28 protein-coding genes are annotated in these 26,314 nt (G+C 71.1%); 14 read left to right on the top strand and 14 right to left on the bottom strand.

Annotated elements, in window-relative coordinates:
- On the top strand, positions 1-1,123 hold a 1,123-nt coding region (locus AB0878_RS37410), incomplete at its 5' end, for a cytochrome P450 (protein WP_366585515.1).
- Here AB0878_RS37410 and AB0878_RS37405 read toward each other — a convergent pair.
- The 3 genes from AB0878_RS37405 to AB0878_RS37395 form a co-directional block, all read right to left on the bottom strand.
- Positions 1,120-1,509 (bottom strand): Imm7 family immunity protein, encoded by a 390-nt coding sequence (locus tag AB0878_RS37405; RefSeq protein WP_366585513.1) that lies wholly within the window; start codon positions 1,507-1,509, stop codon positions 1,120-1,122. The genes AB0878_RS37410 and AB0878_RS37405 overlap by 4 nt on opposite strands.
- A 72-nt stretch (positions 1,510-1,581) precedes the next feature.
- Positions 1,582-1,974, bottom strand: a complete 393-nt coding sequence (locus AB0878_RS37400) for a PPOX class F420-dependent oxidoreductase (protein ID WP_366585511.1) — start codon at positions 1,972-1,974, stop codon at positions 1,582-1,584.
- A gap of 10 nt (positions 1,975-1,984) precedes the next feature.
- A complete protein-coding gene (locus tag AB0878_RS37395) occupies positions 1,985-3,229 on the bottom strand; it encodes an MFS transporter (RefSeq protein ID WP_366585509.1) in 1,245 nt (414 codons plus the stop codon).
- A gap of 192 nt (positions 3,230-3,421) precedes the next feature.
- On the opposite strand from AB0878_RS37395, the gene AB0878_RS37390 reads away from it, so the two are divergent.
- Together AB0878_RS37390 and AB0878_RS37385 are read left to right on the top strand one after the other, a co-directional pair.
- Positions 3,422-4,357 (top strand): LysR family transcriptional regulator, encoded by a 936-nt coding sequence (locus AB0878_RS37390; RefSeq protein WP_366585507.1) that lies wholly within the window; start codon positions 3,422-3,424, stop codon positions 4,355-4,357.
- Between the two features lie 836 nt (positions 4,358-5,193).
- Complete coding sequence (locus AB0878_RS37385; protein ID WP_366585505.1) at positions 5,194-6,411, top strand: MFS transporter; 1,218 nt, start codon at positions 5,194-5,196, stop codon at positions 6,409-6,411.
- Here the strand turns inward: AB0878_RS37385 and AB0878_RS37380 are convergent.
- Both AB0878_RS37380 and AB0878_RS37375 read right to left on the bottom strand, forming a co-directional pair.
- Positions 6,389-7,483: a CaiB/BaiF CoA-transferase family protein gene (locus tag AB0878_RS37380; RefSeq protein WP_366585503.1), complete on the bottom strand. Its 1,095-nt coding sequence runs from the start codon at positions 7,481-7,483 to the stop codon at positions 6,389-6,391. The genes AB0878_RS37385 and AB0878_RS37380 overlap by 23 nt on opposite strands.
- Positions 7,484-7,528: 45 nt before the next feature.
- Positions 7,529-7,936 (bottom strand): MarR family winged helix-turn-helix transcriptional regulator, encoded by a 408-nt coding sequence (locus AB0878_RS37375; RefSeq protein WP_366585501.1) that lies wholly within the window; start codon positions 7,934-7,936, stop codon positions 7,529-7,531.
- Between the two features lie 111 nt (positions 7,937-8,047).
- Between AB0878_RS37375 and AB0878_RS37370 the strand changes: the two genes are divergently transcribed.
- From AB0878_RS37370 to AB0878_RS37350, 5 genes are all read left to right on the top strand, one after another.
- A complete protein-coding gene (locus tag AB0878_RS37370) occupies positions 8,048-9,469 on the top strand; it encodes a non-oxidative hydroxyarylic acid decarboxylases subunit C (RefSeq protein WP_366585499.1) in 1,422 nt (473 codons plus the stop codon).
- Between the two features lie 23 nt (positions 9,470-9,492).
- Entirely contained in the window at positions 9,493-9,750 is a 258-nt protein-coding gene (locus AB0878_RS37365; protein WP_366585497.1) for a non-oxidative hydroxyarylic acid decarboxylases subunit D, read from the top strand.
- A gap of 71 nt (positions 9,751-9,821) precedes the next feature.
- On the top strand, positions 9,822-10,088 hold the full coding sequence (locus AB0878_RS37360; RefSeq protein WP_366585495.1) for a hypothetical protein: 267 nt from the start codon (positions 9,822-9,824) through the stop codon (positions 10,086-10,088).
- 49 nt (positions 10,089-10,137) lie between these two features.
- A complete protein-coding gene (locus tag AB0878_RS37355; protein ID WP_366585493.1) occupies positions 10,138-10,437 on the top strand; it encodes a putative quinol monooxygenase in 300 nt (99 codons plus the stop codon).
- A 114-nt stretch (positions 10,438-10,551) separates the two neighbouring features.
- Positions 10,552-10,749 (top strand): antitoxin, encoded by a 198-nt coding sequence (locus AB0878_RS37350; RefSeq protein WP_285968502.1) that lies wholly within the window; start codon positions 10,552-10,554, stop codon positions 10,747-10,749.
- A 67-nt stretch (positions 10,750-10,816) separates the two neighbouring features.
- Here AB0878_RS37350 and AB0878_RS37345 read toward each other — a convergent pair whose 3' ends face one another.
- The 4 genes from AB0878_RS37345 to AB0878_RS37330 all read right to left on the bottom strand — a co-directional run bounded on the left by AB0878_RS37345 (position 10,817) and on the right by AB0878_RS37330 (position 16,248).
- Positions 10,817-11,431 (bottom strand): isochorismatase family protein, encoded by a 615-nt coding sequence (locus tag AB0878_RS37345; RefSeq protein ID WP_366585491.1) that lies wholly within the window; start codon positions 11,429-11,431, stop codon positions 10,817-10,819.
- Positions 11,428-13,305 carry a hydantoinase B/oxoprolinase family protein gene (locus AB0878_RS37340; protein ID WP_366585489.1) on the bottom strand — a complete coding sequence of 626 codons (1,878 nt, stop codon included), beginning with the start codon at positions 13,303-13,305 and terminating at the stop codon, positions 11,428-11,430. The genes AB0878_RS37345 and AB0878_RS37340 overlap by 4 nt, the downstream gene beginning before the upstream one ends.
- Positions 13,306-13,308: 3 nt before the next feature.
- Entirely contained in the window at positions 13,309-15,468 is a 2,160-nt protein-coding gene (locus AB0878_RS37335; RefSeq protein WP_366585487.1) for a hydantoinase/oxoprolinase family protein, read from the bottom strand.
- A gap of 123 nt (positions 15,469-15,591) precedes the next feature.
- On the bottom strand, positions 15,592-16,248 hold the full coding sequence (locus AB0878_RS37330) for a GntR family transcriptional regulator (RefSeq protein WP_366585485.1): 657 nt from the start codon (positions 16,246-16,248) through the stop codon (positions 15,592-15,594).
- Between the two features lie 136 nt (positions 16,249-16,384).
- On the opposite strand from AB0878_RS37330, the gene AB0878_RS37325 reads away from it, so the two are divergent.
- Positions 16,385-17,281, top strand: coding sequence for an oxaloacetate decarboxylase (locus tag AB0878_RS37325; protein ID WP_366585483.1), 897 nt, complete (start codon positions 16,385-16,387; stop codon positions 17,279-17,281).
- On the opposite strand, the gene AB0878_RS37320 is transcribed toward AB0878_RS37325, so the two are convergent.
- Complete coding sequence (locus AB0878_RS37320) at positions 17,282-17,911, bottom strand: class I SAM-dependent methyltransferase (protein WP_366585481.1); 630 nt, start codon at positions 17,909-17,911, stop codon at positions 17,282-17,284.
- A gap of 147 nt (positions 17,912-18,058) precedes the next feature.
- Between AB0878_RS37320 and AB0878_RS37315 the strand changes: the two genes are divergently transcribed.
- Together AB0878_RS37315 and AB0878_RS37310 are read left to right on the top strand one after the other, a co-directional pair.
- Positions 18,059-18,703, top strand: a complete 645-nt coding sequence (locus AB0878_RS37315) for a hypothetical protein (protein WP_366585479.1) — start codon at positions 18,059-18,061, stop codon at positions 18,701-18,703.
- A gap of 6 nt (positions 18,704-18,709) precedes the next feature.
- Positions 18,710-18,901 carry a hypothetical protein gene (locus AB0878_RS37310; protein WP_366585477.1) on the top strand — a complete coding sequence of 64 codons (192 nt, stop codon included), beginning with the start codon at positions 18,710-18,712 and terminating at the stop codon, positions 18,899-18,901.
- Here AB0878_RS37310 and AB0878_RS37305 read toward each other — a convergent pair.
- The 4 genes from AB0878_RS37305 to AB0878_RS37290 are packed head-to-tail and all read right to left on the bottom strand — an operon-like array spanning position 18,898 to position 22,387.
- A complete protein-coding gene (locus tag AB0878_RS37305) occupies positions 18,898-19,584 on the bottom strand; it encodes a GntR family transcriptional regulator (RefSeq protein WP_366585475.1) in 687 nt (228 codons plus the stop codon). The genes AB0878_RS37310 and AB0878_RS37305 overlap by 4 nt on opposite strands.
- On the bottom strand, positions 19,581-20,477 hold the full coding sequence (locus tag AB0878_RS37300; protein ID WP_366585473.1) for an ornithine cyclodeaminase family protein: 897 nt from the start codon (positions 20,475-20,477) through the stop codon (positions 19,581-19,583). Before AB0878_RS37300 ends, AB0878_RS37305 begins: the two co-directional genes overlap by 4 nt.
- Positions 20,474-21,475 (bottom strand): proline racemase family protein, encoded by a 1,002-nt coding sequence (locus AB0878_RS37295; RefSeq protein WP_366585471.1) that lies wholly within the window; start codon positions 21,473-21,475, stop codon positions 20,474-20,476. Before AB0878_RS37295 ends, AB0878_RS37300 begins: the two co-directional genes overlap by 4 nt.
- Positions 21,476-21,478: 3 nt before the next feature.
- A complete protein-coding gene (locus AB0878_RS37290; RefSeq protein WP_366585469.1) occupies positions 21,479-22,387 on the bottom strand; it encodes a dihydrodipicolinate synthase family protein in 909 nt (302 codons plus the stop codon).
- A 135-nt stretch (positions 22,388-22,522) separates the two neighbouring features.
- Between AB0878_RS37290 and AB0878_RS37285 the strand changes: the two genes are divergently transcribed.
- The 3 genes from AB0878_RS37285 to AB0878_RS37275 all read left to right on the top strand — a co-directional run bounded on the left by AB0878_RS37285 (position 22,523) and on the right by AB0878_RS37275 (position 26,309).
- A complete protein-coding gene (locus AB0878_RS37285; RefSeq protein ID WP_366585467.1) occupies positions 22,523-23,929 on the top strand; it encodes an MFS transporter in 1,407 nt (468 codons plus the stop codon).
- 28 nt (positions 23,930-23,957) lie between these two features.
- Positions 23,958-25,184, top strand: coding sequence for an amidohydrolase family protein (locus AB0878_RS37280; RefSeq protein ID WP_366585465.1), 1,227 nt, complete (start codon positions 23,958-23,960; stop codon positions 25,182-25,184).
- Positions 25,185-25,328: 144 nt separating this feature from the next.
- Positions 25,329-26,309, top strand: coding sequence for a zinc-binding dehydrogenase (locus AB0878_RS37275; RefSeq protein ID WP_366585463.1), 981 nt, complete (start codon positions 25,329-25,331; stop codon positions 26,307-26,309).
- Positions 26,310-26,314 lie beyond the last annotated feature (5 nt).

Here is a 26,314-nt window from a genome sequence, read left to right as displayed (position 1 = left end):
GGTCGAGCTGCCGGGCGGCGTGCGGGCGTGGGCGGTCACGAGCCCCGCGGTGTTGAAACAGCTGCTCACCGACCCGCGCGTGTCCAAGGACCCGCGGCGGCACTGGCCCGCCTACCGCGCCGGCGAGATCCCCGAAGACTGGCCGCTGCACATCTGGGTGTCCGTGCAGAACATGTTCACCGCGTACGGCAGCGAGCACTGCCGGCTGCGTTCGCTGGTGTCGCAGGCCTTCACGCCGCGGCGCATCGAGAGCATGCGCCCACGGATCGAAGAGCTCACCGAGGCCCTGCTCGACGACCTCGCCGCCGGGCCCGCGCACACGGACCTGCGCGAGAACTACTGCTACTCGCTGCCGATCGAGGTGATCTGCCGGCTCGTGGGCGTGCCGGAGGAGTCACGGCCGGGGTTGCGCGAGGGCGTGGCGGGACTGTTCGCGACGTCGGCCACGGCGGAGGAGGCGACTGCCAACGTCACGCGGCTGTACGAGCTGCTGGGCGACCTCGTCGAGGCGCGCCGCACCGAACCCGGCGACGACCTGGCCACCGTCCTCATCTCCGCCCGCGACGACGACGGCTCCGCCCTGACGGACGCGGAACTGCTCGACTCGCTGATGCTCGTGATCACGGCCGGGCACGAGACCACGGTCAACCTCCTCGACCAGTCCGTGACCGCGCTGCTCACCCACCCCGCGCAGCTGCGCCTCGTGCTCGACGGCGACCGCGGCTGGCCCGACGTGATCGACGAAACCCTGCGCTGGCAGTCGCCCGTCTCCCACCTGCCGCTGCGCTACGCCCTGGCCGAGCTCGACGTCGCCGGCACCACCATCCACGCCGGCGACCCGATCCTGGCGTCGTTCGGCCCATCCGGCCGCGACGAGGCGTGCCATGGCCCCGATGCCGCGATTTTCGACGTGACGCGGGAAAACAAGTCGTCACTGGCGTTCGGCCACGGCGTGCACTACTGCCTGGGCGCCCCGCTGGCCCGGATGGAGGCCGAGACCGCGCTGCCCGCGCTGTTCGCCCGGTTCCCGGAGCTGGCGCTGGCCGTGCCCGCCGAAGACCTGCGCCCGGTGGCGTCGTTCATCACCAACGGGCACGAGTCGTTGCCGGTGCGGCTGTTCTAGTCCGCGTCTTCGAGAGTGGTGATGACCGGCGAGAGGAGAGGCTCGCGGTGTTCGGTGAGGACCCCGCGAGCCAGCCGGTAAACGCGGAACTCGTCGGCGTGGAGGGGATCCTCGTCGTCGTGGACGTGGAGGAGCCCGTACGAACCGGGGGCGAGCCGGCCAACCTTCCTGAACAGGTCGAGGATTGCCGGGCCGTGCGTACCTCGATGGTTCGGTTTGCCCCCGAGGTGGATGGAGTACTGCCCGTTGAGCGGCTGGAGATCGAGCAGCGCGTAGCCGGCGAGCTCGTCGGTCGCAGCCCGGATCTCGGGCAAGCGCAGGGGCGGTTCGTCGTCGACCGCTTCGGCGGTGGAGCGCAGCGAGATCCAGCCGTGGTACTCGAACATGCCCGGGAGGCTAGGTCAGGCCGCCGGGCCGTGCAGCCGAGTTTCTCGCCGACGGCTCACCGGGCGGCTGCGTCAGCCCATCGAGCTGATGTGCTCCGCCTCGATGCGCAGGATCAGCCGCACCTGGTCGCGGCCGCCGTACCAGGGGTAGGGGCGGCCGGTGTAGCGGTGGGCGAGCTTGTCGATGTGCTCGGCCGCGCCTTCGGTGGTCGTGTCGAGCACGCGGCCGCGGACGGTGAAGTAGCGGAACGGGTGCGTCGCGTCGGCGATGTTCAGCGCCACGCGGGGGTCGCGCGCGATGTTGCGCACCTTGCGGAAACCCTCGACCGTGTTGACGAGGATGTGCTTGCCGTCGGTGTCCACCCACGTCTGCGTCAGCTGCGGCGAGCCGTCGGGCATGGTCGTGGCGATGAAGCAGAGGCTCGGCTGTTCGAGCAGAGCACGCAGGTCGTCGGGGAGATCCATGGGTCTCACGCTAGCCGCCGGTGGCAGGGGTGACCGAATCAGGTTCGGCGCTGGTTTCCCGGGTTCCGGGGACCAGGAGCAACGGGACGCTGAGAACACAAAGGACACCCGCGGCGGCGATCGCGACGCGGACGTCAGTGACGCTCGCGAGGATGCCCGCGGCCACGATGAACAACGGCCGGACCAGGCGGCCGCCGGCGGACCAGCCGGCGAGGACGCGCGCCGTCATGTCCTCGCGCGTCAACGTCATGCGGTGGGCGCTGAACAGCGGGTTGAACACCCCGGCGGCGAGCAGCAGCAGGGTGTCGATCACGAGGAACGCGAGCACGCCCCCGGGGCCACGCGGCACGAACGGGATGGCCAGCACCCATGGCGTCCGGGCGATCCCGGCGCAGATCAGCACCCGGCGCGTGCCGAAGCGGGCCGCCAGGCGGGGTGCGAAGGCGGCGCCCAGGACGCCGCCGAGGCAGGGCAGGCCGATGACGAGTCCGTACCGCCACGGGGCGAAACCCAGGTCGTCGAGCATGAACACGGTTTCGAGCGGCGAGATGGCCAGTACGGCGGAGCCGAAGAGCAGCGCGTTGGCGAACAGCAGCGCGAGTTCGCGGCTGTGCAGCACGTAGCGCCAGCCGTCGAGCAGGTCGCGGCCGGCGTGCGCCGGGGTGGTGCGCGCGGGTGGCGGAGGCTCCGGGGCACGGAGTGAGCGCACGCCGAGCGCGGAGGCGAGGTACGAGATGGCGTCGATCAGCATCGTGACGGCCGGGCCGGTCAGCGAGACCAGCACACCGCCGACGGGTGGGCCGGCGGAGTTCACCGTCCAGCTGGCGGCCTCGAACCGGCTGGCCGCTTCGGCGCGTTGGCGGACGGTGACCAGTGCGCGCAGGTGCGCTCCGCTGGCGGCGGTGAAGGCGACGAGCGCGACCGTCTGCACGACCCCGACCACGTACAGCTGGGCCAGCGACACCACGCCGAACCCGATGGCCGCCGGCACGCTCGCGAGAGCGGCGAACCGCACGACGTCGGCGGTGATCATGACCGGCCGCTTGCGCCGGAACTCCACGAACCCGCCGATCGGCAGCGAGATCAGCGCGCCGGCGAGGCCGGGGATCGCGGCGAGCAGCGACACCTCGGCGGCGGACGCGTGCAGGATCAGCACCGCCACGAGGGGCATCGCGCCGTAGCCGATCGCCGAGCCCGTCTCGCTCGCGGTGAACGCCCACCACAACCGTCGGAAATCCGCCCCCAGCCCCCGCATCCGGTTGACGATAACGGGATCGGGCCGCCGAAATGACCATCGGGGCAGCGGCACCGGTACTTTCGGACCCGTCTCCCACATCGCCCGGCACTTCCATCGCCACTGGTGGAACGACATCCCGCACGACCAGGCCGAAAACGTGACATTCGCAGCGACATCCGTCACCTCGGCCCTCGGCGGATAATCGGACGGGTGGACGACGGACGCGCCGGCAAGGTCACTTTCGCGGACCTGGAGCTGCTGCTGAGTTTCGCCGACACCGAGCACTTCGGGCAGACCGCCGCGGAGCTCGGCGTGAGCGTGGCGACGGTCCAGCGCGGGATCCGCGCGCTGGAGCGGAAGCTGGAGATCCGGCTGGTGGAGCAGGACGGCCGCCGCGTGCGGATGCTGCCGGCGGGACACGTGCTGGTGCGCGAGGCCCACGCCGTGCTGCGCGCGCGGTCCGACGCCGTCGGCGCGGCGCTCGCGGACGCCGGCGAGCCGCACCGGCTCCTGCGGATCGCGCACACGTACTCGCTCGGACTGGGGTTCGTGCCGTGCGTGCTGGCCGATCTGCTCGCCGAACGCCCCGAGCTGCGCCTGCGCTGCACGCAGAGCCCGGCCACGGGTGTCGTCGAGATGCTGCTGCGCGGAGACGCCGACGCCGGCTTCTCGTCGGTGGCACCGACCGAGACGGACCTCGTGGTGGAGCCGCTGTTCACCGAGTCGCTGCTGCTGGCCGTCCCGGTCGGCGACGCCCTCGCCGGGCGCGAGCGTGTGTCGCTGCGGGAGGTGAGCGAGCGGCCGTTCGTCGCGATGGAACCGGGGTCCAGCAGCCGCACGCACATGGTGAACGCGTGCGCGCGGGCCGGCTTCGTCCCGCGGATCACGGTGGAGGGCAACGACCTGTTCGTCGTCGAATCCATGGTCGGCGCGGGGATCGGCGTGTCGGTGGTGCCCGAGGGCATGAACGACCACCAGCACCCCCGCATCACCCGCATCCCCATCGACGACCCGTCGTTCTCCGGCCGCACGATCTTCCTGGCGCGCCACCGCAGCTCCACCGTCGCCGACAGCGTGCAGACCCTCGCGCGCCTCGCCCGCGCCCACGGCCAACGCATGTCCCGACCGTTGCGTCGCGCGCAATGATCCCGCCGCGCGATGGCGTTGTTCGCCGCCAGACGTCTCCCTACGCTTCGTGATCATGGTCGCCGGTTTCGTTCACCCGAGGGCTCCCGAGTCCTCCGCACGGGTGCGCGTGACCCCTTCCGAGGCAACCCTGCGCAGCCTGCGGTCCGCCGACGGACTCCTCGCGGGAGTGCCCGACGTTCTCGGCCCCGGGGCGACACGGCGGTCCACCGCCGCGCGGGGCCAGGGCGCGGTACCCGATCGTGCGGTGCTGCTCGTGGCGGACCCGGCCGGCCGAGGGGGCCGACCGGTGACCGCGGGCAGGGCCGACGGGCGCGTGCCGCGGCCATGCCACCGTCTCCACCTCCCGCTCCGAGCTTCCCGATCGCGAGTTCTCCCTCGGGGAGACGCTGGTTCCGAACCCTGCGCACTGTCCCCGGGGAAACCGCTGATCCCGAGAGCACCCTTTCCGACACCTCGCTTTCGGAGACCTCAGCATCCGAGACCCGGCACCGCCCGCACCTTCCACACCGAGACTTCCCCTCTCCCCGCTCGTGCCCCATCCGCCGATCGAGCAAAGGAGCCTGTCCCGTGACGACGAACCTCATTTCCTCCGCCCGCAAGGCCGACTGGTGAACCCGCCGGCTCAACCCCGCGAGACCGCCGAGCTCGCCGCTCTCGCGTGCGCGCTCGGGGCCGAGACCACGCCGCCCGTCGAGGTGGTGTCCGGCGCCGATTGGTAACCCCACCGCGCCCGGTCAGGTGCCGCCCCGCCACCACCCTCGGCGGGGCGGTGCCGCGGTAACCGAAGCGGCCCCGGCACTTCCGCTTCGCACTGAGGTCCGAAAGGGACTGATGTGACGCTGCCCGCCCGGCTCGGCCACCTCCCCTGGACGCGCTACCACCGGAAAGTGGCCGGCACCCTCGCGCTGTGCTTCGCGTTCGAGCTGGCCGACATCAACTCCTTCGCCTACGTCGCCCCGGCCGTCCACCACGCGCTGAACCTCGGCCTGCGCGGGATCTCCGTCGTGACGGCGGCGGGGTTCCTCGGCATGTTCGCCGGCGCCACGGCCGGCGGCCGGGTGGCCGAGCGAGCCGGACGCAAGCGCGCGCTGCGCGGCTCCGTGCTGTGGTTCTCCGTCTGTTCCCTGGCCACCGCGGGCGCCTTCGACACGGTCAGCCTGCTGGCCACCCGTTTCCTCACCGGCTGCGGGCTCGGCGCGATGACCGTCGTCGCGGTCACCTACCTGACGGAGCTCATCCCCGAGCACCAGCGCGGCCGGGTCCAGGCCGGCACGCTCGCCGTGGGGCTGCTCGGCATCCCGGCCATGGCGTTCTTCGCGAGAGCCGTGGTCGGGCTGGGCCCGCAGAGCTGGCGGCTGGTGTTCGTCTTCGGCGCGCTCGGTGTCGTCCCGCTGGTGATCACCCGGTGGCTGCCGGAATCACCGGCGCCGCGGCGCGTCCCCGGCACACCGCTGCGGCTGTTGCGCGGCAGCTTCGCCCGCCGCACGATCATGCTCGCGAGCGTCTGGATCTTCCTCACCCTCAGCTACTACGGGTTCGCCTCGTTCGCGCCGGCCCTGTTGCACGAACACGGTTTCACCGTCACCCACAGCGTCGGCTACACCGCGCTGACCACCCTCGGCGCGGTCCCCGGCGCGCTCCTCGCCTGGCCCGTCGCCGACCGCTTCGCGCTGCGCGGCCCCGTCACGGTGTTCAGCCTGCTGTTCGCCGGCGCGGGTGTCGCGTATGGACTGACGTTCGCCCCCGCCGCCATCGTGGTCTTCGGCTTCCTCGTGGCCGCGCTGAACCAGACGCTCGTCGCGCTCCTGTACTCCCACACGCCGCGCCTGTTCCCCGCGGAGATCCGCGCGCGGGCCACCGGCCTCTGCTACGGGGCCGGCCGCCTGGCCAATGCGTTCGGCCCGCTGCTGGTCGGCCAGATCTCCCTGTCGCTGGGCTACACCGCGGTGTTCGTCTTCGTCGGCGCGTGCGGCGCCGCGATCGCGGTGGCCGTGCTGACGCTGGCCCCGCGACGCAGCGAGGAACCGGTCACACTCCCCAGTCGGCGATGACCGCTTCCGTGTCGGCGCCCGGCTTCGGCGGCGAGGACGGCAGATCCGGTGCCGTCCGCGAAAACCGCGGCGCCGGAGCCGGCTGCAGGATCCCGTCCAGCTCGACCAGGCCGGCGCGCGCCGCGATGTGCGGATGCGCGGCGACCTCGTCCGGCTCCAGCACCGGGGTGACACACGCGTCGACACCGCCGAACACCTCGGCCCACTCGTCGCGGGTGCGCGAGAGGAACGCCTTGGTGAACTCGGCCCGCAGCGTCGGCCAGCTCGTTTTCTCCAGCTGCGGCGGGAGATCCGCGGCCTCCAGGCCGAGCCCGGCAAGCAGCGCCGCGTAGAACTGCGGCTCCAGCGCGCCGACGGCGACGTAGCGGCCGTCCGCGCACACGTAGGTGTCGTAGAACGGCGCGCCGCCGTCGAGCAGGTTCACGCCGCGCTCGTCCGACCACACGCCCAAGCCGCGCAAGGACCACACCATGAGCGCGAGCACGCTCGTGCCGTCGACCATCGCCGCGTCCACGACCTGGCCCAGGCCCGTGCGTTCGCGCTCCCATAGCGCGGAAAGCACGCCGACGAGCAGGAACATCGACCCGCCGCCGAAGTCGCCCACGAGGTTGAGCGGCGGCACCGGCCGCTCGCCCGCGCGGCCGATCGCGTTGAGCACGCCGACGAGCCCGATGTAGTTGATGTCGTGCCCGGCGCGCTGCGCGAGCGGGCCGTCCTGGCCCCAGCCGGTCATGCGGCCGTAGACCAGCCGCGGGTTGAGCGCGTGGCAGTCGGCCGGGCCGACGCCGAGCCGCTCCGTGACGCCCGGACGCAGGCCTTCCACGAGCACGTCGGCCTTCGCCGCGAGCCGCAGCACGAGGTCGCGGCCCTCGGGCGTCTTCAGGTCGGCCGCGACGGAACGCCGGCCGCGCAGCAGCGGGTCCGCCTTGCCGCCGGTGAGGTCGAGCGAGCCCGACGGGCGCTCCACGCGCACGACGTCGGCACCCAGGTCGGCGAGCACCATGCACGCGTGCGGACCCGGGCCGATCCCGGCCAGCTCCACGACCTTCAGTCCGCTCAGCGGTCCCGCCACGTGCCCTCCTCAGCTCCGGTGCCGATCGCCCGACCCTACCGGGCCTCAGATCGCCAATTTGGTGAGCAGCGCCACCAGCTGACGGCGTTCGTCGTCGTCCAGCGGGGCGAGCATCGACTCGTTCACCCGATCGACGACGGGCATCGCCGCGGCGAGCAGTTCCTCCCCCGCCGGCGTGAGCCGCAGCTCGCGGCGGCGCCGGTCGGTGCCCACCGTACGGGTGATCAACCCGCGTTCTTCCAGGCGCAGCAGCAGGTTCGCGAGCGTCGCCTTGTCCGTCGCCGCCCGCTGCCCCGCCGCGCCCTGATCGAGGCCCGGCGTCTCCGAGATCGCCACCAGCACGGCGTACTGGGGCTTCGTGAGCCCCGGCAGCTTCGCCTGCCAACGGGCGCCGTGCTCCTGCATCGCGCGCCGCAGCGCGTGGAAGACCGACTCGTCCATCCGGCTCGTCATGATCGCCATGTTAGTATGAATGCGAACGGTTCGTATACGAACTTATTGAGCCGGGGAACCGGAGGAGCCGCCGCCGATGCCGGCCTTCTCCCACCACCCGCAGGAGGACCCATGCCGCACGACGACCTCAGGTCGTTCCTGACCAAGCTCGACAAGGAGGGTCAGCTGGTTCGGGTGACCGAGCCGGTCTCCCCCGAGCCGGACCTCGCCGCGGCCGCCAACGCCGCGCCGAAGCTCGGTGACGCCGCCCCCGCGTTGTACTTCGACAACCTCGAAGGCTTCACCGACGCCCGCGTCGCCCTCAACGTCCACGGCTCCTGGGCCAACCACGCGCTCGCGCTCGGGCTGCCCGCCGGCACGGGCGTGAAGGACCAGGTCGCGGAGTTCATCCGCCGCTGGGAGACGTTCCCGGTGCCCGTGGAGCGCCGCGAAAACCCGCCGTGGGCGGAAAACGTGCTCGAAGGCGACGACGTCGACCTGTTCTCCGTGCTGCCCTTGTTCCGCCTCAACGACGGCGACGGCGGCTTCTACCTCGACAAGGCCGCCGTCGTCTCGCGCGACCCCGAGGACCCCGGCAACGACGGCAAGCAGAACGTCGGCATCTACCGCCTGCAGGTGAAAGGCCGCGCCGAGCTGGGCATCCAGCCGGTGCCGATGCACGACATCGCGCTGCAGCTGGCCAAGGCCGAGCGCGCGGGCGAGGACCTGCCGGTGGCGATCGCGCTGGGCAACGACCCGGTGATCCCCATCGTCGCCGCCACGCCCCTGGCCTACGACCAGAACGAGTACGAGCTGGCCGGCGCCCTGCGCGGCGCGCCCGCCCCGGTCACGGCCGCGCCGCTGACCGGCCTCGACGTGCCGTGGGGCGCGGAAGTGGTGGCCGAAGGCGTGATCGTCGGCCGCCGACGTGAGCTGGAAGGCCCGTTCGGCGAGTTCACCGGCCACTACTCGGGCGGACGCAGCATGCCCGTGATCCGCATCGACCGGATCTCGTACCGCACGAACCCGGTGTTCGAGTCGCTCTACCTCGGCATGCCGTGGACCGAGATCGACTTCCTCATGGCCGCCAACACCTGCGTGCCGGTCCACCAGCAGCTCACGGCGGAGTTCCCCGAGGTGCAAGCCGTCAACGCGATGTACACCCACGGCCTGCTCGCGATCATCTCCACGAAGTCGCGCTACGGCGGTTTCGCGAAAAGCGTCGCCATGCGCGCCATGACCACGCCGCACGGCCTCGGATACCTCAAGACGGTGATCGTGGTCGACGAGGACGTGGACCCGTTCGACCTGCCCCGCGTGATGTGGGCGGTCTCCACGAAGGTCAACCCGGCCGGCGACGTGATGGTGCTGCCGAACCTGCCCGTGGTCGCCCTGGATCCGGCGGCCGACCCCGCGGGCATCACCCACAAGATGATCATCGACGCGACCACCCCCGTCGCGCCGGACGCGCGCGGCCACTTCAGCCAGCCGGTGAAGGACCTGCCGGAAACCGCCGCGTGGGTGGACAAACTGCGCAGGCTGGCCGCCCGATGACCGCCCCGGAAGGAGCCCCGCCCGTGACCTGCCCCCGGTGTGACCACCCCGACATCACGAAGCTCGCCGACTCCCCCGTGGCCGGCGTGTGGACCGTGCACCAGTGCGCGCGCTGCCGCTACGCCTGGCGCAGCACGGAACCGGCCCGCCGCACCGAGCGTGAGCACTACCCCGAAGCGTTCCGCCTGACCGCCGAGGACATCGCGTCGGCCACTGCCGTGCCCACGGTGCCGCCGTTGCTGATCCGGCCGGAAGCAAGCCGGTCCCCGCGCGGCACGTAACCGTTGCTGCGAAGCCATTCGGCCGTGACTGCGGTCGGATCGGCGACGATCGGCGCAGTAGAGTCGCGGCCATGAGCGACACACTGATGTGGGAAGTCCGCGCCGCGCCGGGCCGCCAGCAGGACCTGCTGGCGTGGGTCGAGGCCACCGCCGTGCCGGAACTCACCGCCACGGAGCACTTCGCCGGCGCCGACGTCTACCTGGGCGGCCAGGACCGCGTCGTGGTCATCGCGCGCTGGAACGCCACTCCCCCGCGGCTGCCCGACCCGCCCGAGGAGCTGCTGGCGCGTCCGGTGGCGCAATGGCCCTTCCAACACCACAGCACCGTGAAGCCCTGAACCCAGTAGGTTTGACGAGCCGGGAACACCCTCGTCTTGGAGGTCAGGAATGACAGTCGCGCAGATCGCCTACATCCGTCCCAAAGCGGGCAAAGAGGCGGAGGTGGAACAGCTGCTGCGCGGGCTCGTCGACGCGGCTCGGCAGGAAGAGGGCACGCTGCTCTACCTGCTGAACAAGCGTGAGGACGAGTTCGTCTTCTACGAGATGTTCGCCGACCTCGGCGCATTGAAGGTCCACAGTGGCAACGACGCGCTGCGTGGCCTGGTCGCGCGGGCCGACGAGCTGCTCGAAGGCGGGATCACCGTCGAAAAGGTGTCCTACCTCGACGGAGCCGGTCGCTTCAACTGAAAAACCTTCCGCTCCCATCTCACCCGATGAGGGGACAATGGGGCTGACCCGGTGAACTGCTGGGTACTCCTCGGAACGTCCACCCGAATTCGGCACGACGGAAGGGAGCGCGAGATGGACGGCATGTTCGACAAGGCCAAGGAGAAGCTGCAGGAGTTCGCGGGCCAGCACCCGGACAAGGTCGGCCAGGGCGTCGACAAGGCCGCCGACTTCGCCGACGAAAAGACCGGCGGCAAGCACGGCGACCAGATCCACCAGGGTGCCGACAAGCTGAAGGAACGCTTCGGCGGCGACGACCAGCAGCAACAGTAGTCGCGGCCGCACCACAGAGGGGCCTCCCCGCCGGTATCCCGAGCCGGCCTGGGGAGGCCCCTCGTGGTCATTTCCCGAGGTTTTTCAACGCCTCTTCGACATTCACGACGTCGGCGTACTTCGCGTCGAGATCCACCAGATTGTTGTCGTGCACGGCTTCCGTGCGGTCCGCACACGCCTGGCGCACCACCTTGGGCCGGAACCCGTGGTTGAGTGCGTCCATTGCGGACGCTCGCACGCAGCCGGAGGTGGAAACCCCGGTGACGACGAGAGTGTCCACACCGGACGCGTGCAAAGTGGACGCAAGCGAGGTGCCGAAGAACGCCGACGCGTACTGCTTGGTCACCACGGCTTCCCCCGGTTCGGGTTTCAGCGGGCCTATCTCGCCCCACCCGCCCTCGGCGCCTTCCTCGAACGCTTTGAGCGCCGGGACTTTCTCCACGAACAGCCCACCGTCGGCGAGGCCGCGCGTGTAGACCACCGATGTCCACACCACCGGGTGCCCGGCCGCGCGCGCGGCTTCGAGCAACGCGCGGGTCGCCTCGATCGCGGGCCCCGGGCCGGGGAGTTCGAAGGGACCGCCGGCTTCGGTGTACGCACGCACGAGGTCGATCACGAGCAGCGCGGGCCGCGCTCCCCAACCGAGCCGGCCGGAGAACGCGGACCCGTGCGGCCCGCTCACGACGCCGACCAGACCGGGCGCTGCGGCGCCGGCAGGCCGGTCTCCGCCTCGCAGTTGGCCAGCAGCTCCTCGATCGGCGGGCCCATGTCGAACACCGGCAGCTCCGCCGGCCGCGAGGCACGCAGCTGATCGCGAAACGTCTTTGTCGCGTCGGCGTCCACCGTGCCGTCCGCCGCGACGACCACGCCGTAGGCGCGGGCACCGTCGGACGTCACGAGGCCGCGTTCGACCTCCAGGCCCACCAGCGCGGGGTCGCGCTCCAGCGGGTCGCCCCAGCCGCCGCCACCCCAGGTGACGAAGTGCAGCACGTCGCCGGTGTGCACCGGGACGTCGTGGCACTTGCTGGGCAGGACTTCCCTGGTGCCGTCGGCGCGGTCGATCCACTTCGTCCCGCGCGCGCCGGGTGCGCCGCCGTTGACGCCCCACGGGTAGGTGAGCCAGCGGTCGTCGTGGATGGCGATGGTGCCGGGTTCTTCGAAGACGTAGGTCACGTCGACACCGTTGCCGCCGCGGTGCAGCCCCGCGCCACCGGTGTCGGCGACGGTCTCCCAGCGTTCGATGCGCAGCGGGTAGTATGACTCCAGGTACTCGCACGGGATGTTCACGAAGCTCGGCCACAGCGAGTGCCCGTCGGGCCCGTCGCCCAGCGGCCGGCCGGGGATGCCGCCGAAGCCGATCGAGTACAGCTGGAACCACTCGCCCTTGCGCTCGCCGCTCGAGTAGTTGCCGGAGTACATGAAGTGCGGGCTGGACGAGAAGCCGGCCGCGTTGAGCAGAGCCGGGTTCGTCTGGCCGAGCAGGCCGCCGAACAGGTCGAACACGCGGCCGATGCCGTGGTTGCGGCCGTTGAGCGACGCCGGGTGCTTCGGCTTCCAGTAGGAACCGTCCGGAATGGTCACGTCGACCAGCGGGTAGAACCCGTCGTTCCACAGGATCTGGGGGTCGGCCACGGTGATCATGTAGATCCCGAAGAACATCCGGGTGAGGTTCTCGTTGATGTAGTAGTTGATCGGCCCCGCGGCCTGCGGCGAGCTGCCCGTGAAATCCAGGTGCACCTTCTCGCCGGTGCGGGTGAGCGAGAGTTTCAGCTCGTACGGGCCGAAACCCACGCCGTCGTCGCAGATGTAGTCGGTGAAGCTGATCGTCTTGCCGTCTTCGAACACCGTCTGCAGCAGGATCTTCATGGCGTCGTAGTTGCGCTGCAGCAAAGCGTCCAAAGCGGACAGGTAGGTCGCCGTGCCGAACCGGTCGCACATCTCCACCACGCGGCGCGACGCCGTGCGGCAGGCGGCGACGAGCCCGTTGAGGTCGGCGCGGTTCCAGTCGGGCATGCGGACCTGGTTGAGGATGATCCGCAGGGCGTCCTCGTTGAGCTTTCCCTTGCGGTACAGCTTGAACGGCGGGACGACCACACCTTCCTCGTAGATCGTGCGTGCGTCGGTGGGCATCGACGACGGGGTCTTGCCGCCGACGTCGGACATGTGCCCGAACATCGAGGCCCAGCCGACGAGCCGGCCCTCGTGGTAGATCGGCATCACGATCAGCCAGTCGTTGGCGTGGCTGATCGCCGCGCCGCAGGCGTACGGGTCCGACGTCATCAGCACGTCGCCCTCTTCGATGGTGTCGTCGAAGCCCTCGAGGAAGTCCGGGATGGACAGTCCGAACTGGCCGACCACCATCTTGCCGCTCGGGTCGCCGATGAGCGGGAACTCGTCGTGCTGCTCGCGGATGCCGGGCGAGAGCGCGGTGCGGAAGAGCACCTCGTCCATCTCATAGCGGGCGTTGCGCAGCCCGTTCTCGATGAGGTCGAGGGTGACGGGGTCCACTTCGGACTTGGTGATCGCGCCGGTGGCGGTCTCGATGATCTCAGCCAAGGTTCAGCCCTCCAGCGGGGTGATCAGCAGGCTGCCGGACGCGTGCACGGTGGCGGCGTGCTCGGGCAGCACGAGGGTCGTGGAGTCCATTTCGGTCACGATGGCGGGCCCGGCGACGACGTCACCGGCGAGAAGCTTCGCGCGGTCGTAGACCTTCGCGTCGAGCTGTTTGCCCGACACGTGGATCGGGTGCGTGTCCACCAGCGCGGCCGCCGGGTCGCCGGTGCCCTCGGCCAGCGTCACGGCCGCCACCGACGGGCGCGGGCCGGTGACGGTGGCGCGCGCGTTGACCAGCTCGTGGTCCACGTTGAGCAGGAAGGAGAACAGCCGGTCGTGCTCGGCGTCGAAGTGCTTGGCCAGCAGGTCGAGCGCGGTGCCGGGCGCGTCCAGCGACGCCGGGTCGACCTCGACCGGGATCTCGAAGCCCTGGCCGTGGTAGCGCACGTCGACCTGGAACCCGAGGGTCTGGTCGGCGCGGTCGAGCCCCTGCTCCACGAGCCGGCCGCCGGCCTCGTCGCCGAGCTCGCGCAGGATCTGCACGAGCTCGGCGCCGGTGAGGTCGGCGAAGCGGCGCAGCACCGTGCGGGCCGACACGTCACGCAGGCTCGTGGTCGCGTCGCCCAGCGCGCACAGCACGCCCGGCGACGGCGGCACGATCACGGGCCACGCGCCGGTGAGCTTGCCGAGGGCGTTGGCGTGCAGGGGACCCGCGCCGCCGAACGTGACGAGCGCGAAGTCGCGCGGGTCGAAGCCCTGCTGCACCGAGACCAGGCGCAGGCCGCCGAGCATGTTCTCGTTGACGATGTCGATGATCCCGGCCGCCGCGGCTTCGACACTGGGCAGGCCCATCGCGTCGGCCACCTTGGCGACCGCCGTACGAGCGGCCTCGACGTCGAGCGTGATCTCGCCGCCCGCCAGCTGCGCGGGCAGGTAGCCGAGGACCACGTTGGCGTCGGTCACCGTCGGCTCGGTGCCGCCCTTGCCGTAGGCGGCCGGGCCGGGGTCGGCGCCGGCGGACTGCGGGCCGACGCGCAGCGCCTTCGTCAGTTCCGGTACGTGGGCGATCGATCCGCCGCCGGCGCCCACAGTCCGAACGTCCACACTGGACGCTCGCACGGTGAGGTCACCGACCTGCGTCTCCCGGCCGACGCGCGGGTTGAGGTCCTGCACGAGCGCGACGTCGGTGGACGTGCCGCCCATGTCGAACGTGATGAGGTCGCGGTGGCCGCACTGCTCGGCCACCCACACCGCGCCGGTCACGCCGCCGGCTGGACCGGACAGCAGCATCGTCACGGGGGCGGCGACGGCGGCGTCGGCGGCCGAGAGGCCTCCGTCGCTGCGGAGGATGGCCAGCTCACCGGCCACGCCGCTGGCGGCGAGCTCACTGGCCAGGGTCTCGACGTACTTTTTCACCTGCGGCTGCACGTAACCGTTGGCGACGGTGGTGACCGTGCGCTCGTACTCACGCAGCTCGGGCAGCACGTCCGACGACAGCGACACCGGGACACCGGGCAGCACCTCGGCGGCTATCTCGCCCACACGGCGTTCGTGCGCGGAGTCGGCGAAGGAGTTGATCAGCGACACGGCGAGCGCCTGGATGTCACGGCCTCGCAGCTTCTCCAGCTGGGCCCGTACGTCGGCCTCGTCGAGCTCGCGGATCACCGCGCCGTCGCTGGCGATGCGCTCGTCGACCTCGACGGTGTTCTCCAGCGCCGCCAAGGGTTCCGGCTTCGGCCAGATGATCCAGCCGGCCAGCCCGCCCGGGACGTAGGAGCGCGCGATCTGCAGCACCTGGCGGAACCCGCGCGTGGTCACGAGCCCCACGCGGGCGCCCTTGCCTTCGAGGATGGCGTTGGTGGCCACGGTCGTGCCGTGCAGCACCTGCGCGACCTCGCTCAGCGCGATGCCCGCGTCGGCGCACACCTTCGCGATGCCGTTGCGGACGCCGACCGACTGGTCGGCGGGGGTCGACGGGGTCTTCGCCCGCCAGGTGCCGCCGGTCGTCTCCTCGACCAGCAGCACGTCGGTGAACGTGCCGCCGACGTCGACACCAAGCCGGTAATTTGGCCTCGGCTCCGCCGACGCCGGCGCGATCTCGCTCTGTGGTTGCTGTTCAGAGGACGGGCTGTCCGCCGTGGCGGTGTCGCTGGGGAGATGAGTCATGCCTTCTCCTGTGTTGTCTGGTTCGCACCGTTACGGCGCGGGCGTTACGTCCGGCTACCACAGCGCGAGATCGCGCCGGCGTTTCGACTGGACGGTGCGATCGGCCCCGGCCGATCCGACCGTTCAGTCGAGACGCCGGCTTCCCGGCGATCTCGCACGCCCCGGCGAAGCCGGGGCCAACATTGCAGCGCGGGCGTTGCGGATGTGGGCGGTCATGGTGGCCCGCGCCCAGTCGGAGTCACCGGCGCGGAGGGCGGCGACGATCTCGACGTGGTGCGCGAGGCTGCGCCGCAGGGACTGTTCGTCGTAGGTGTGGAAGTTGCGCAGCACGATCGGCGCGTGGATGGCGCTCGCGAGCGCGCCGGCCAGGGCCGGGTGGCGGGCGAGCTCCACGAGCTTGGCGTGAAAGTCGCGGTTCATCGGCACGAGCGCGTCGAGGTCCTGTCCCGGTCCGGGGCAGCCGACCTCGACCATGCGCGCGGCGAGCTCGTCGAGCGCGGCCAGGTCGGCCTCGGTCGCGTGGGGCACGGCGAGCGCCGTGAGCTGGGGTTCCAGCAGCGTGCGCAGCTCGAAGACGCCTTCCAGCTCGGCGACGGTCCACCGGCTGACCCGCGCCCCGCGATTGGGGACGATCTCCACGAGGCCCTCGGCCGCGAGGCGGGTCAGCGCCTCGCGCACCGGGGTCCGGCTCACGCCGAGCCGGACGGCCAGCTCGACCTCGCCGAGCCGGGCGCCCGCCAGGAACTCGCCCTTCAGGATCAGCTCGCGCAGTGCGTCCACCGCGCGTCCCGATGAAGTCGCCGCCTGTGTCACCCGTCACCCCTTCTCGAAGATTGTGTGCAATCTAGGCCGGAGTCTTGTCCGCCGCAAGGCGTGCGGCGTAGTTTTGCTCTGGATGTATACAAGGAGGAATTCCGTGGGAAATCTGCTCGGTACCGCCGGAACCCCGCGCAAGCGCCTGCGCGAGCTGCTGGCCGCGGGCCCGCCGCTGGTCGCGCCCGGGGCGTACGACGCGCTTTCGGCCCGGCTGGTGGAGCAGGCCGGGTTCGACGTCGTGTACATGACGGGCTTCGGCACCACCGCGTCGCTCATCGGGCGCCCGGACGTGGGCCTGCTCTCCGCCGCGGAGATGATCGACAACGCGACGCGCATCGTCTCGGCCGTCGACGTGCCGGTGATCGCCGACGCCGACACCGGCTACGGCAACGCGATCAACGTGGTGCGCACCGTGCGGGCGTACGAACAGGCCGGCGTCGCGGCGATCCACCTCGAAGACCAGGTGATGCCGAAGAAGTGCGGCCACATGTCAGGCAAGGCCGTGATCTCGCGCGAGGAGATGGTCGGCAAGATCGCCGCGGCCGCCGCCGCGCGGCGCGACCCGGACTTCGTGCTCATCGCCCGCACGGACGCCGCCGCCGTCCACGGCCTCGACGACGCGCTCGGCCGCGCCAAGGCCTACGCCGACGCGGGCGCCGACGTGCTGTTCGTGGAAGCGCCGACGAGCGAGGAGAGCATCGAACGCGTGGCCACCGAGCTGCGCGGCGTCGCGCCCCTGGTGTTCAACTGGGCCGAAGGCGGCCGGACCCCGCCGCTGCCGCTGTCGCGTATCACGGACCTGGGTTTTTCACTCGTGCTCTACCCGATCGGCACCCTGCTCGCCGCGACGGCCGGGATCCGCTCCCTGCTGGACGTCATCCGCCGCGACGGCACGCCCACGGCCGCCCTGCCGGGCGTGCCGACGTTCGACGAGTTCACGACGCTGATCGGGCTGCCCGAGGTGAACGAGCTTTCGCAGCGGTTTTCCGGGGAGTGATCAGGGTTTCCGTGCGGTGATCAGGAAGTGCTCTTCCGGCTCCGCGCCGGGCTTGCCGGGCTCGAAGACCTCCGACCGCGTCCCGGTCACCTCGAGCCCGGTGGCCCGGACCCGGCTTTCGAGATCGCCGGCCGCGAAACTGGTGAGACGCACGGCGTGGCCGAGGAACTCGAGCGGCACGTCTTCGATGTCCTTCGGCACGGTGATGAGCGAGAACCGTCCGCCCGGCTTCAGCCACCCCGCGATCTTGCCCAGCACGGACTCCGTTTCCGCGCGGGTCATCTGCAGGAACGGGAAGAACGCGCACACCGCGTCCCAGCTCTCGGGTTCAGACTCCCACTCCCGCACGTCCACGTGCCGGAACTCCGCGGCCGGCACCTGCTCCCGCGCGATCCGGACCATCTCGCCCGACACGTCAAGCCCCGTGACCCGGTGCCCGGCTTTCGCCAGGTCCTCGGCGACCGGCCGGCCGGTGCCACTGCCGACGTCGAGCACCCGCGCCCCCGGCGGCAGCACCGCGACCAGCTCCCGCACCGCCGCCTCGACCACCGGCGGCCGGCCGAAGGCCTCTTCGTACCCGGCTCCGATGGCGTCGAACAGCTCCTGCGCCGTGGCGGCTTCCTCGCCCATTCCCGGACTCCCCTCGTTCGGGAATCCACTTTCGCACAACGCCGGCGCGAATTCCGCCAGCCGGCTCGCTTCGGGACCGGCTATTGTCGGCCGCCGCAAACGACGCCAAAACCAGGCAGGGTGATGGGAAGGAGCCCAATGGAACGGTTGATTCGCCACCACCTGAGCGAGACGGATGTCCGGCCCGGCTCGACGCTCCGGCCGATCGTGCGGTTGGAGCTGGATCGGGACGGCGACATCGTGGCCGGAGTGACGCTCGGGCGGGCGGAGGTGTTCGAGCGGCAGCCGTTGGCGTACACCTTGGCCCGGTGGTCCTTCCCGGCCGGCGACACCGCCACGGGGGTCGTCGTGCTCTCCGCCGGCGCGGATCCCGCTCTGCGTTGCGCGCCGCTGTATCTCGACATCAACGACTCGGTCCACGAGGACGCCGACGACCGATGCACGATCGCACGAGACACCGGCTTCGAGCTGGCCGTCGAAAGGCATCGTCTCGCGTGGGTCGATACTGGGCAACCGTTGATCGTGTCTCACGACCTCAGGTTTCGGACTCTGGCCGAAGTCGGCCGTGAGCGGGTGGCCGAGGTGATGGCGAGCGCCGCGACAACCACTCTCGACCGCAGCGATCGCCGCGGCTTGACCCGGCAGGCCCCACGAGACTGGGCCGACAGTTTTCTCCGTCAGGACGTGCAGCCCGCCGACGAGAAGTCCTGGCTGCTCGCCGAGTCACCGGAGGGCGAGTCAGCCGGAGTTGTCGGAATCAGCGCCGCAGGCGACTCCGCCGTACTCTGTTAGCTCTGTGTGGCGTACGAGCATCGCGGTCGCGGGCCGGGTGAGCAGCTTGCCTACGCGGGTTACCGAGCGGCTCGCGAACGCGGTCTGGCCACGGTTCATGCGTACGTGGACGCCATGAACCGTCCCATGATCGCGGCGCTCGAGCGGAGTGGCGCCAAAGCCGAGGAATGGCACCGGCGGTTGTTCGTCCGGCCCTAGTGCCTCGGTTCCTCCGCCCAGATTCCCCGCACGTGCCGGATGTGGCGGGTCATCAGGGCCTCCGCGCCGGCGGCGTCGCGGGCTTCGATGAGGTCCAGGAGTTCCGCGTGTTCGTGGGAGGAGGGGATGAGCTCGTCGCGGTCGGCGAGGCCGCGGAGGCCGTAGATGCGGGAGCGGGAGCGCAGGGAGCGGACGGTCTCGACGAGGTGGGGGTTGCCCGCCTGTTCGAGCAGGCGTAGGTGGAACTGCATGTCCGTGGCGACGTGGGCGATGAGGTCGTGCGCGGCGGCCGCGTGTTCGATGCCGGTGGCCAGCGGGCGCAGCTCGGCGATCACGGCGGGGTCGACGCCGGTCTCGGCGAGGCGGCGGACGGTGGGCACCTCGATGAGGGCGCGCAGCTCGCTGAGGTCGTCGAGGTCCTTTTCGGACGGTTCGGTGACGCGGAAACCCTTGTTGCGCACCGTGTCGATCAAGCCCTCTTTGACGAGGTCGAGCATGGCCTCGCGCACGGGTGTCGCGGAGACGCCGAACTGCGTGGCGAGGCTGGGCGCCGAGTACACAACGCCGGGGCGCAGCTCGCCGGAGATGACGGCGGCGCGCAGCGTCTGCGTGATCTGGTCGCGCAGGTTCCGCTGCACGCCGAAGGTGGGCAGCGTCAGCGTGAGGTGCTCCTGGCTGGTCAACGTGACTCTCCCCGGGCGGCCTCGTAGGTGGTTGCGGCGACCACCAGATCCTCCCACGCCATTCCCACACTCTTGAACAGCCGGGGCCCCGACCCGGGCAGCGCCGCCCCGCGGACCACATCGGACAGCGGCACCAGCGCGTCCGGCGCCAGTGCTCCTTCGGAAACCGCCAGCACGACGTCGCCGGCCTCGCGCAGGGCGGTGTCGGCCGCTTCGACGACCACCGTGGCGCGGCCCATCAACGCGGCGTCGATCTCACGCACGTGCGGTTCGTGCGAACCGACCGCCACCACCGTCGCCCCGTCCGGAACCAGGGCGCCGTCGAACAACGGTGTCGACGAAGTCGTGCAGCACACCACCAGGTCGGCCGAAGCCACGTCCGCCGCAGTGCCGACGCGCGCGCCCTGAGCCGCCGCGAAAGCCGCGGTACGCGCGGCCGAACGCCCCACCACGACGACGTCGCGCACCGGCCGGACCTGCCGCAGCGCTTCGAGGTGGCTCGCCGCCTGCGGGCCGGTCCCGAACACCACCAGCCGCGACGCGTCCGGCGCCGCCAGGCAGTCCACGGCCAGGGCCGACACCGCCGCCGTGCGCACGGACGTCACCGCCACCCCGTCGAGCAGGGCCAGCGGCGTCAACGTCGCGCCGTCCAGCAGCAGGTACTCGCCCTGGATCCGCGGCAGGTCACGCGCCGGGTTCCCGGGCGCGACCGTCGCCACCTTCACCCCGGCGAACGCACCCCAGAACGCCGGCATCAGCAGGAACTGCCCGCTCGGCACCGGAACGACCGCGCGCGCCGGATCCGCCGAAGGGTCGAGACCGTCGGCCAGCGCTGCCCGCAGCGCAGCGATCGCCGCGGGTATCGACGGCCGCGCGGCCAGGACCTCGATCACAGTTCGAACCCCGCCGGGAACGGGTCGTCGGGGTCGAGGAAGTACTGCGCCGTGCCGGTCAGCCACGCGCGGCCGGTGATGGTCGGGATCACGGCCGGCAGCGAAGCCACCGTCGTCTCCTCCACCAGCCGGCCGATGAAGTGCGTGCCGATGAACGACTCGTTGCGGAAGTCGGTGTGCAGCGCCAGCTCGCCGCGCGCGTGCAGCTGCGCCATCCGCGCGCTCGTGCCGGTGCCGCACGGCGAACGGTCGAACCAGCCCGGGTGGATCGCCATGGCGTGGCGCGAGACCCGCGCGTCGGAACCCGGCGCGGCGAGGTACACGTGGTGGCAGCCCGAAATCGCGGGGTTCTCCGGGTGCACAGGGAGGTCCTGGACGTTGATCGCGTCCATGATGGACAATCCCGCGTCGAGCAGCTTCTGCTTTTCCGCGCGGTCGAAGGGAAGCCCGAGCTCCTCGAGCTCCACGATCGCGTAGAAGTTGCCACCGAAGGCCAGGTCGTAGCGCACCTGGCCGAGCCCCGGCACGGCCACCTTGCGGTCGAGCCCGACCGAGAACGAGGGCACGTTGCGGATCGTCACCGACCGCGCGGCGCCGTCCTGCACCGCGACCTCCGCGACGACGAGCCCGGCCGGGGTGTCGAGCCGGATCGTGGTGACCGGCTCGACGACCTCGACCATGCCCGTCTCGACCAGCACCGTCGCGACGCCGATGGTGCCGTGCCCGCACATCGGCAGGCAGCCCGACACCTCGATGAACAGCACGCCCCAGTCGGCGTCCGGGCGCGTCGGCGGCTGCAGGATCGCGCCGCTCATCGCCGAATGCCCGCGCGGCTCGTTCATCAGCAGCAGCCGGAGGTGGTCGAGGTGCTCGACGAAGTACTGCCGGCGCTCGAACATCGTGGCACCCGGCACGACGCCGACCCCACCCGTGATCACCCGGGTCGGCATGCCCTCGGTGTGGGAGTCGACCGCGTGGAACAGCCGCTTGGCGCGCATGGTCTAGGAAAGCCCTTCCTCGAGCGCTCGTTCGGTGGCCTGGCGGACGGCCTTCTCCTGCTCGGGCGTGAGCGGCACCCGTGGCGGACGGCACGGGCCGCCGTAGCGGCCCGCGATGTCCATGCTCAGCTTGATCGCCTGCACGAACTCCGTGAGCGAATCCCAGCGCAGCAACGGGTGCAGCAGCCGGTAGAGCGGCACGGCCTTCTCCAGGTCGCCGGCCGACGCCGCGGCCCACAGCTCGCTGGTGGCCTTCGGGAACGCGTTGGGGTAGCCCGCGACCCAGCCGGGCGCGCCGGCGATCGCCAGCTCCAGCAGCACGTCGTCGGCACCGCACAGCACGTCGAGCTCCGGCGCGAGCTCGGCGATCCGGTACGGCCGGCGCACGTCGCCCGAGAATTCCTTCACACCGACGATCAGGCCCTCGGCGTGCAGCTCGGCCAGCAGCTCCGGCACGAGGTCGACTTTGGTGTCGAAGGGATTGTTGTACGCGACGATCGGCACACCCGCCTTCGCGACCTCGCGGTAGTGCTCGACCACCGCGCGCTCGTCGGCCCGGTAGGAGTTGGGCGGCAGCAGCATCACGGCGGGGCAGCCCGCCTCGGCCGCGCTTTCGGCCCAGCGCCGTGCTTCCGTCGCGCCGTACGCGGCGACGCCCGGCATCACCGTGAAGCCCTCGGGCGCCGCTTCGACCGCGGTGCGGACCACGCGCGTGCGCTCTTCTACGCTCAGCGTCTGGTACTCCCCCAGCGAACCGTTGGGCGTGACGCCGTCACAACCGCTCTCGGCCAGCCACGCGACGTGCTCGGCGTACGCGTCGAAATCGACGGTCAGCGCACCCGGCTCGGTCTCCCGCAAGGGAAGTGCGGCCGCCACCAGCACGCCGTGCCATGGCTTTTCGCGCCCGGTCATGAAACCTCCACGAAATCGATGTTACTCAGAGCCGTGCTCCCGAGCCGAACGTGTAAACGCTCGGAAATTCATCGTGCCATGTGTCATGTGACATTGTACAGTGTCCTGACCTCGTCCCCCATCGTGGGAGGCTCCATGTCAGAAACGACCGGCGCGCCCCCGAAGCTCACTTCGCACGTGCTGGCGGCCCGGCTCGAACGCCTGCCGATCTCCCGGTTCCACTACAAGCTGCTCTTCGCGGGCGGCCTCGGGTACACCTTCGACGCGATGGACGGCGCGATCGTCGCCTTCATCCTCCCCTCCGTCACCGCCGAATGGGGCCTGTCCAGCGGAGCCACCGGCATCCTGGGCAGCAGCCTGCTGATCGGCTTCCTCTTCGGCGCGTTCGGCGCCGGGGTGCTCGGCGACAGGATCGGCCGGCGCGCGGTCATGGTCAGCGCGCTGATCCTCTACGCGGCCGCGAGCCTCGTCGCGGCCGTCGCGCCGAACTTCGCAGTGTTGTTCGTCGCGCGCGTCGTGGCGGGCATGGGCACCGGCGCGGAGAGCGCGATCATCGCGCCCTACCTGTCGGAGTTCGTGCCCTCGCGCGTGCGCGGGCGCTACATCGGTTCCCTGGCCGGGTTCTTCGCGTTCGGCTACGTGTTCGCGAGCCTGCTCGGCTACTTCGTGGTCAGCGACGTACCGCACGGCTGGCGCTGGGTCCAGGTGCTCACGGCGGTGCCGATCGTGATGCTGCTGTGGTGGCGCCGCTCGCTGCCGGAGTCGCCGCGGTTCCTGCACGTCCACGGCCGCGTTGCCGAGGCCGAGCTGGTGGTCGCCGACATCGAGCGCCAGGTCGGCGCCCGCGTCGGCCCGCTGCCGGCCCCACAACCGTCCACACAGGACGAAGAGGTGCAGGTGTCCTCGGGCACGATCCTGTCGAACCTGCGCGCACTGGTGTCGTCCGGGCTGCGCAAGACCACGATCACGTCGTGGGTCTACTGGTTCGTCGCCATCTTCACCTACTACGGCTTCTTCACCTGGATCCCGTCGCTGCTGGTGAAGCAGGGCTTCGACATCTCGAAGAGCTTCCTGTTCTCCATCGTCATCTACCTCGCGCAGATCCCCGGCTACTACTCGGCCGCGTTCGTGAGCGAACGGATCGAGCGCAAGTGGACGATCGTGATCTACCTGGCGGGCGGCGCGCTCGGCGCGTTGGGGCTGGCGTTCGCGGGCAACAGCACGCAGATCCTGGTCTGGGGCATCGTGCTGTCGTTCTTCATGAACGGCAACGCGGCGCTCGAGTACTCCTACACGTCCGAGATCTACCCGACGATGATCCGCACCACCGGCCTCGGCGTCGCGTCGGCGGTCGGGCGGATCGGCGGCATCATCGCGCCGATCGTGATCGGTTTCTCCTACAGCAACGTCGGGTTCGGCGGCGTGTTCACCATGCTGCTGGTCCTGCTCGTGATCGGTGCCGGGGTGGTGGCCGTGTTCGGCCAGCGCACCACCGGCCGCTCGCTCGAGACGATCGGACAGGAGACGATCGGACGTGGCTGAACCCGACGAACCCTCTGGAGGTGCCCGCATGCCCGCCGACCTCAGCGTCCGGCACGTCAGCGTTGTGGATCCCGAGTCCGAGCAGGTGACCGGCGACCAGGTCGTCCGCATCACCGGCGGGCGGATCACGGCGATCGAAGCCGATCCCGGTGGTCCGGCCGGGGACGGCGAGCTGGACGGCACGGGGTTGTTCGCCGTGCCGGGGCTCATCGACTGCCACGTGCACGTGAACGCCGTGAGCGCGGCGCTCGGCACGGTCGCGGACGAGTCGCCCGCGTACGTGGCCGCGCAGGCGTCGCACCTGCTGAAGGACATGCTGGCCCGCGGCTTCACGAGCGTCCGCGACGTCGGGGGCGCCGACTTCGGCATCGCCGCCGCCGTGGCCGAAGGCCTGTTCACGGGGCCGCGGATCTTCTTCGGCGGCAAGGCGCTTTCGCAGACCGGCGGGCACGGCGACCTGCGGCCGGCCGGGCGCGACGTGCACGACCAGCACTACGCGATCCCCGTGCTCGGCCGCGTGTGCGACGGCGTGGACGAAGTGCGCCGCGCCGCCCGCGACGAGATCCGCCGCGGCGCGCACCACCTCAAGATCATGCTGTCCGGCGGCTGCGCGAGCCCCACGGACCGCGTGGACTCCCTGCAGTTCTCCGACGAGGAGGTGACCGCGATCGTCGAGGAGGCGGCCGCGGCGAACCTCTACACGGCGGGCCACGCCTACACCGCCGACGCCGTGAACCGCGGGCTGCGCCTCGGCGTCCGCACGATCGAACACGGCAACCTCCTCGACGCGACGTCGATCGACCTGTTCCTCGCGCACGACGCGTTCTACGTGCCCACGCTGATCACCTACCAGGCCTTGCTGGAGCAGAGCCGCGAGCTGGGTTTCACGGCCGAGCAGTACGAAAAGGTCGTGCGGGTGACGGAAAACGGCTACCAGGCGTTGCAGCTCGCCGACGCCGCCGGCGTCCGCATCGCCTACGGCAGCGACCTGCTGGGCGCGATGCAGGCGCGGCAGTCGGAGGAGTTCTCGTTGCGCGCCAAGGTGCAGAAGCCGGCCGCGGTGCTGCGCTCGGCCACCACGGTCGCCGCCGAACTGCTGCGGCAGGTGGGCACGGTGGGCACGCTCGCACCCGGCGCCCGGGGTGACGTCGTGCTCGCACGGGCGAACCCGCTGGCGGACCTCGACGTGCTGGCGAATCCGGCGACCGGGCTCGCGGCCGTGGTGCAGGACGGGGTGGTGCGCGTGCGGCGGTGACGACGCTGTTCCGGCCTGGTCCGGACCGGGCCGTGGAATTCCGGGCCAGAGGGGGCCTGACAGGTCCCCTCTGGGCGCCGGATCGGGCCTCGCGCGTCGTTAGCCTCGGTCGTGGATCGCAGCCACACCAGGAGGAACGCACCCATGAAGGCCATGTTCATCACCGCGTACGGCGACCCCGGCGTCATCGAGCCGGCCGAGGTCCCCGAGCCCGTCCCGGGGCCTGGGGAACTCAGTATCACCGTGTCCCACTCGGCCGTCGGGCTGGTCGATGCGATCATCCGCCGCGGCGAACTGGCCGGCTACGACTACGCGCCACGACCGCCGGTGGTGCCCGGGCTCGAGGTGGCGGGCACCGTGCGCGCCGTGGGCCCGGGCGTCGACCGGTTCGCCGTCGGCGACGAGGTGGCGACGCTGACCCTGCCGCGGATGGGCGGATACGCGGAGGTCACCGTCGCGCCCGCCGACCTGGTGGTGCCGCTTGCGGGCACGGGTGTGAGCCGCGAACAGGCCGTCGCAGGGTTCGCGAACGCGGTTACTGCGTACCTGTCCCTCACCGAGGCGGTGCGCCCGCCGGTCGGCGGCAAGGTGCTGGTGCACGGCGCGCTCGGCGGACTGTCGTCGGTCTACCCCGAGGTGGCGCGGCTGCTCGGGGCGAACGAGGTGGTCGGCACCGTGCGCCGGGCCGGGCAAATCGACGCGGCGCTCGCGCTCGGGTTCGACCGGGTGGTCCTCTCCGGTGAGTTCACCGAGGCGCTGGGAGACGAGCGGTTCACGGTGATCGTCGATCCGGTGGGCGGCGACGTGCGGCGGGCCTCGGTCGGCCTGCTCGCACCGATGGGCCGGCTGCTCGCGGTCGGCAACGCGGGCGGCGAGCACGGCGCAGCGCTCGACTCGAACGCGGTGTGGGGCGGCAACATCGGCGTCGTGGGGTTCAACGTGGGCGGCTACCTGGCCGCCGGCACCTCACCGGCCGTGCCTGCGGCGCGGGCGGTGCTGCCGTTGTTCACCGAGGGGAAGATCAGCCTGCCCGTGACGACGCTGCCGTTCGCCGAGGCCCGCGAAGCGCACCGGCGGATCGACGCCCGGGAGGTAAGCGGGCGGCTGGTTCTCGCTTCGCTCTAGGCTCG

This window comes from Amycolatopsis sp. NPDC047767, assembly GCF_040704195.1.
In the GTDB taxonomy this organism is placed as follows: domain Bacteria; phylum Actinomycetota; class Actinomycetes; order Mycobacteriales; family Pseudonocardiaceae; genus Amycolatopsis.
This window is presented reverse-complemented; position numbering and strand designations above follow the sequence as displayed.

Excerpts from the sequence above, each read along its gene's own strand:
- AB0878_RS37360 (WP_366585495.1), top strand. The coding sequence starts at position 9,822 with ATGAGCGACACACTGATGTGGGAAGTCCGCGCCGCGCCGGGCCGCCAG.
- AB0878_RS37275 (WP_366585463.1), top strand. The coding sequence starts at position 25,329 with ATGAAGGCCATGTTCATCACCGCGTACGGCGACCCCGGCGTCATCGAG.
- AB0878_RS37370 (WP_366585499.1), top strand. The coding sequence starts at position 8,048 with ATGCCGCACGACGACCTCAGGTCGTTCCTGACCAAGCTCGACAAGGAG.
- AB0878_RS37355 (WP_366585493.1), top strand. The coding sequence starts at position 10,138 with ATGACAGTCGCGCAGATCGCCTACATCCGTCCCAAAGCGGGCAAAGAG.
- AB0878_RS37320 (WP_366585481.1), bottom strand. The coding sequence starts at position 17,911 with ATGGGCGAGGAAGCCGCCACGGCGCAGGAGCTGTTCGACGCCATCGGA.
- AB0878_RS37405 (WP_366585513.1), bottom strand. The coding sequence starts at position 1,509 with ATGTTCGAGTACCACGGCTGGATCTCGCTGCGCTCCACCGCCGAAGCG.
- AB0878_RS37375 (WP_366585501.1), bottom strand. The coding sequence starts at position 7,936 with ATGACGAGCCGGATGGACGAGTCGGTCTTCCACGCGCTGCGGCGCGCG.
- AB0878_RS37350 (WP_285968502.1), top strand. The coding sequence starts at position 10,552 with ATGGACGGCATGTTCGACAAGGCCAAGGAGAAGCTGCAGGAGTTCGCG.
- AB0878_RS37400 (WP_366585511.1), bottom strand. The coding sequence starts at position 1,974 with ATGGATCTCCCCGACGACCTGCGTGCTCTGCTCGAACAGCCGAGCCTC.
- AB0878_RS37290 (WP_366585469.1), bottom strand. The coding sequence starts at position 22,387 with ATGACCGGGCGCGAAAAGCCATGGCACGGCGTGCTGGTGGCGGCCGCA.
- AB0878_RS37395 (WP_366585509.1), bottom strand. The coding sequence starts at position 3,229 with ATGCGGGGGCTGGGGGCGGATTTCCGACGGTTGTGGTGGGCGTTCACC.
- AB0878_RS37280 (WP_366585465.1), top strand. The coding sequence starts at position 23,958 with ATGCCCGCCGACCTCAGCGTCCGGCACGTCAGCGTTGTGGATCCCGAG.
- AB0878_RS37295 (WP_366585471.1), bottom strand. The coding sequence starts at position 21,475 with ATGCGCGCCAAGCGGCTGTTCCACGCGGTCGACTCCCACACCGAGGGC.
- AB0878_RS37335 (WP_366585487.1), bottom strand. The coding sequence starts at position 15,468 with ATGACTCATCTCCCCAGCGACACCGCCACGGCGGACAGCCCGTCCTCT.
- AB0878_RS37285 (WP_366585467.1), top strand. The coding sequence starts at position 22,523 with ATGTCAGAAACGACCGGCGCGCCCCCGAAGCTCACTTCGCACGTGCTG.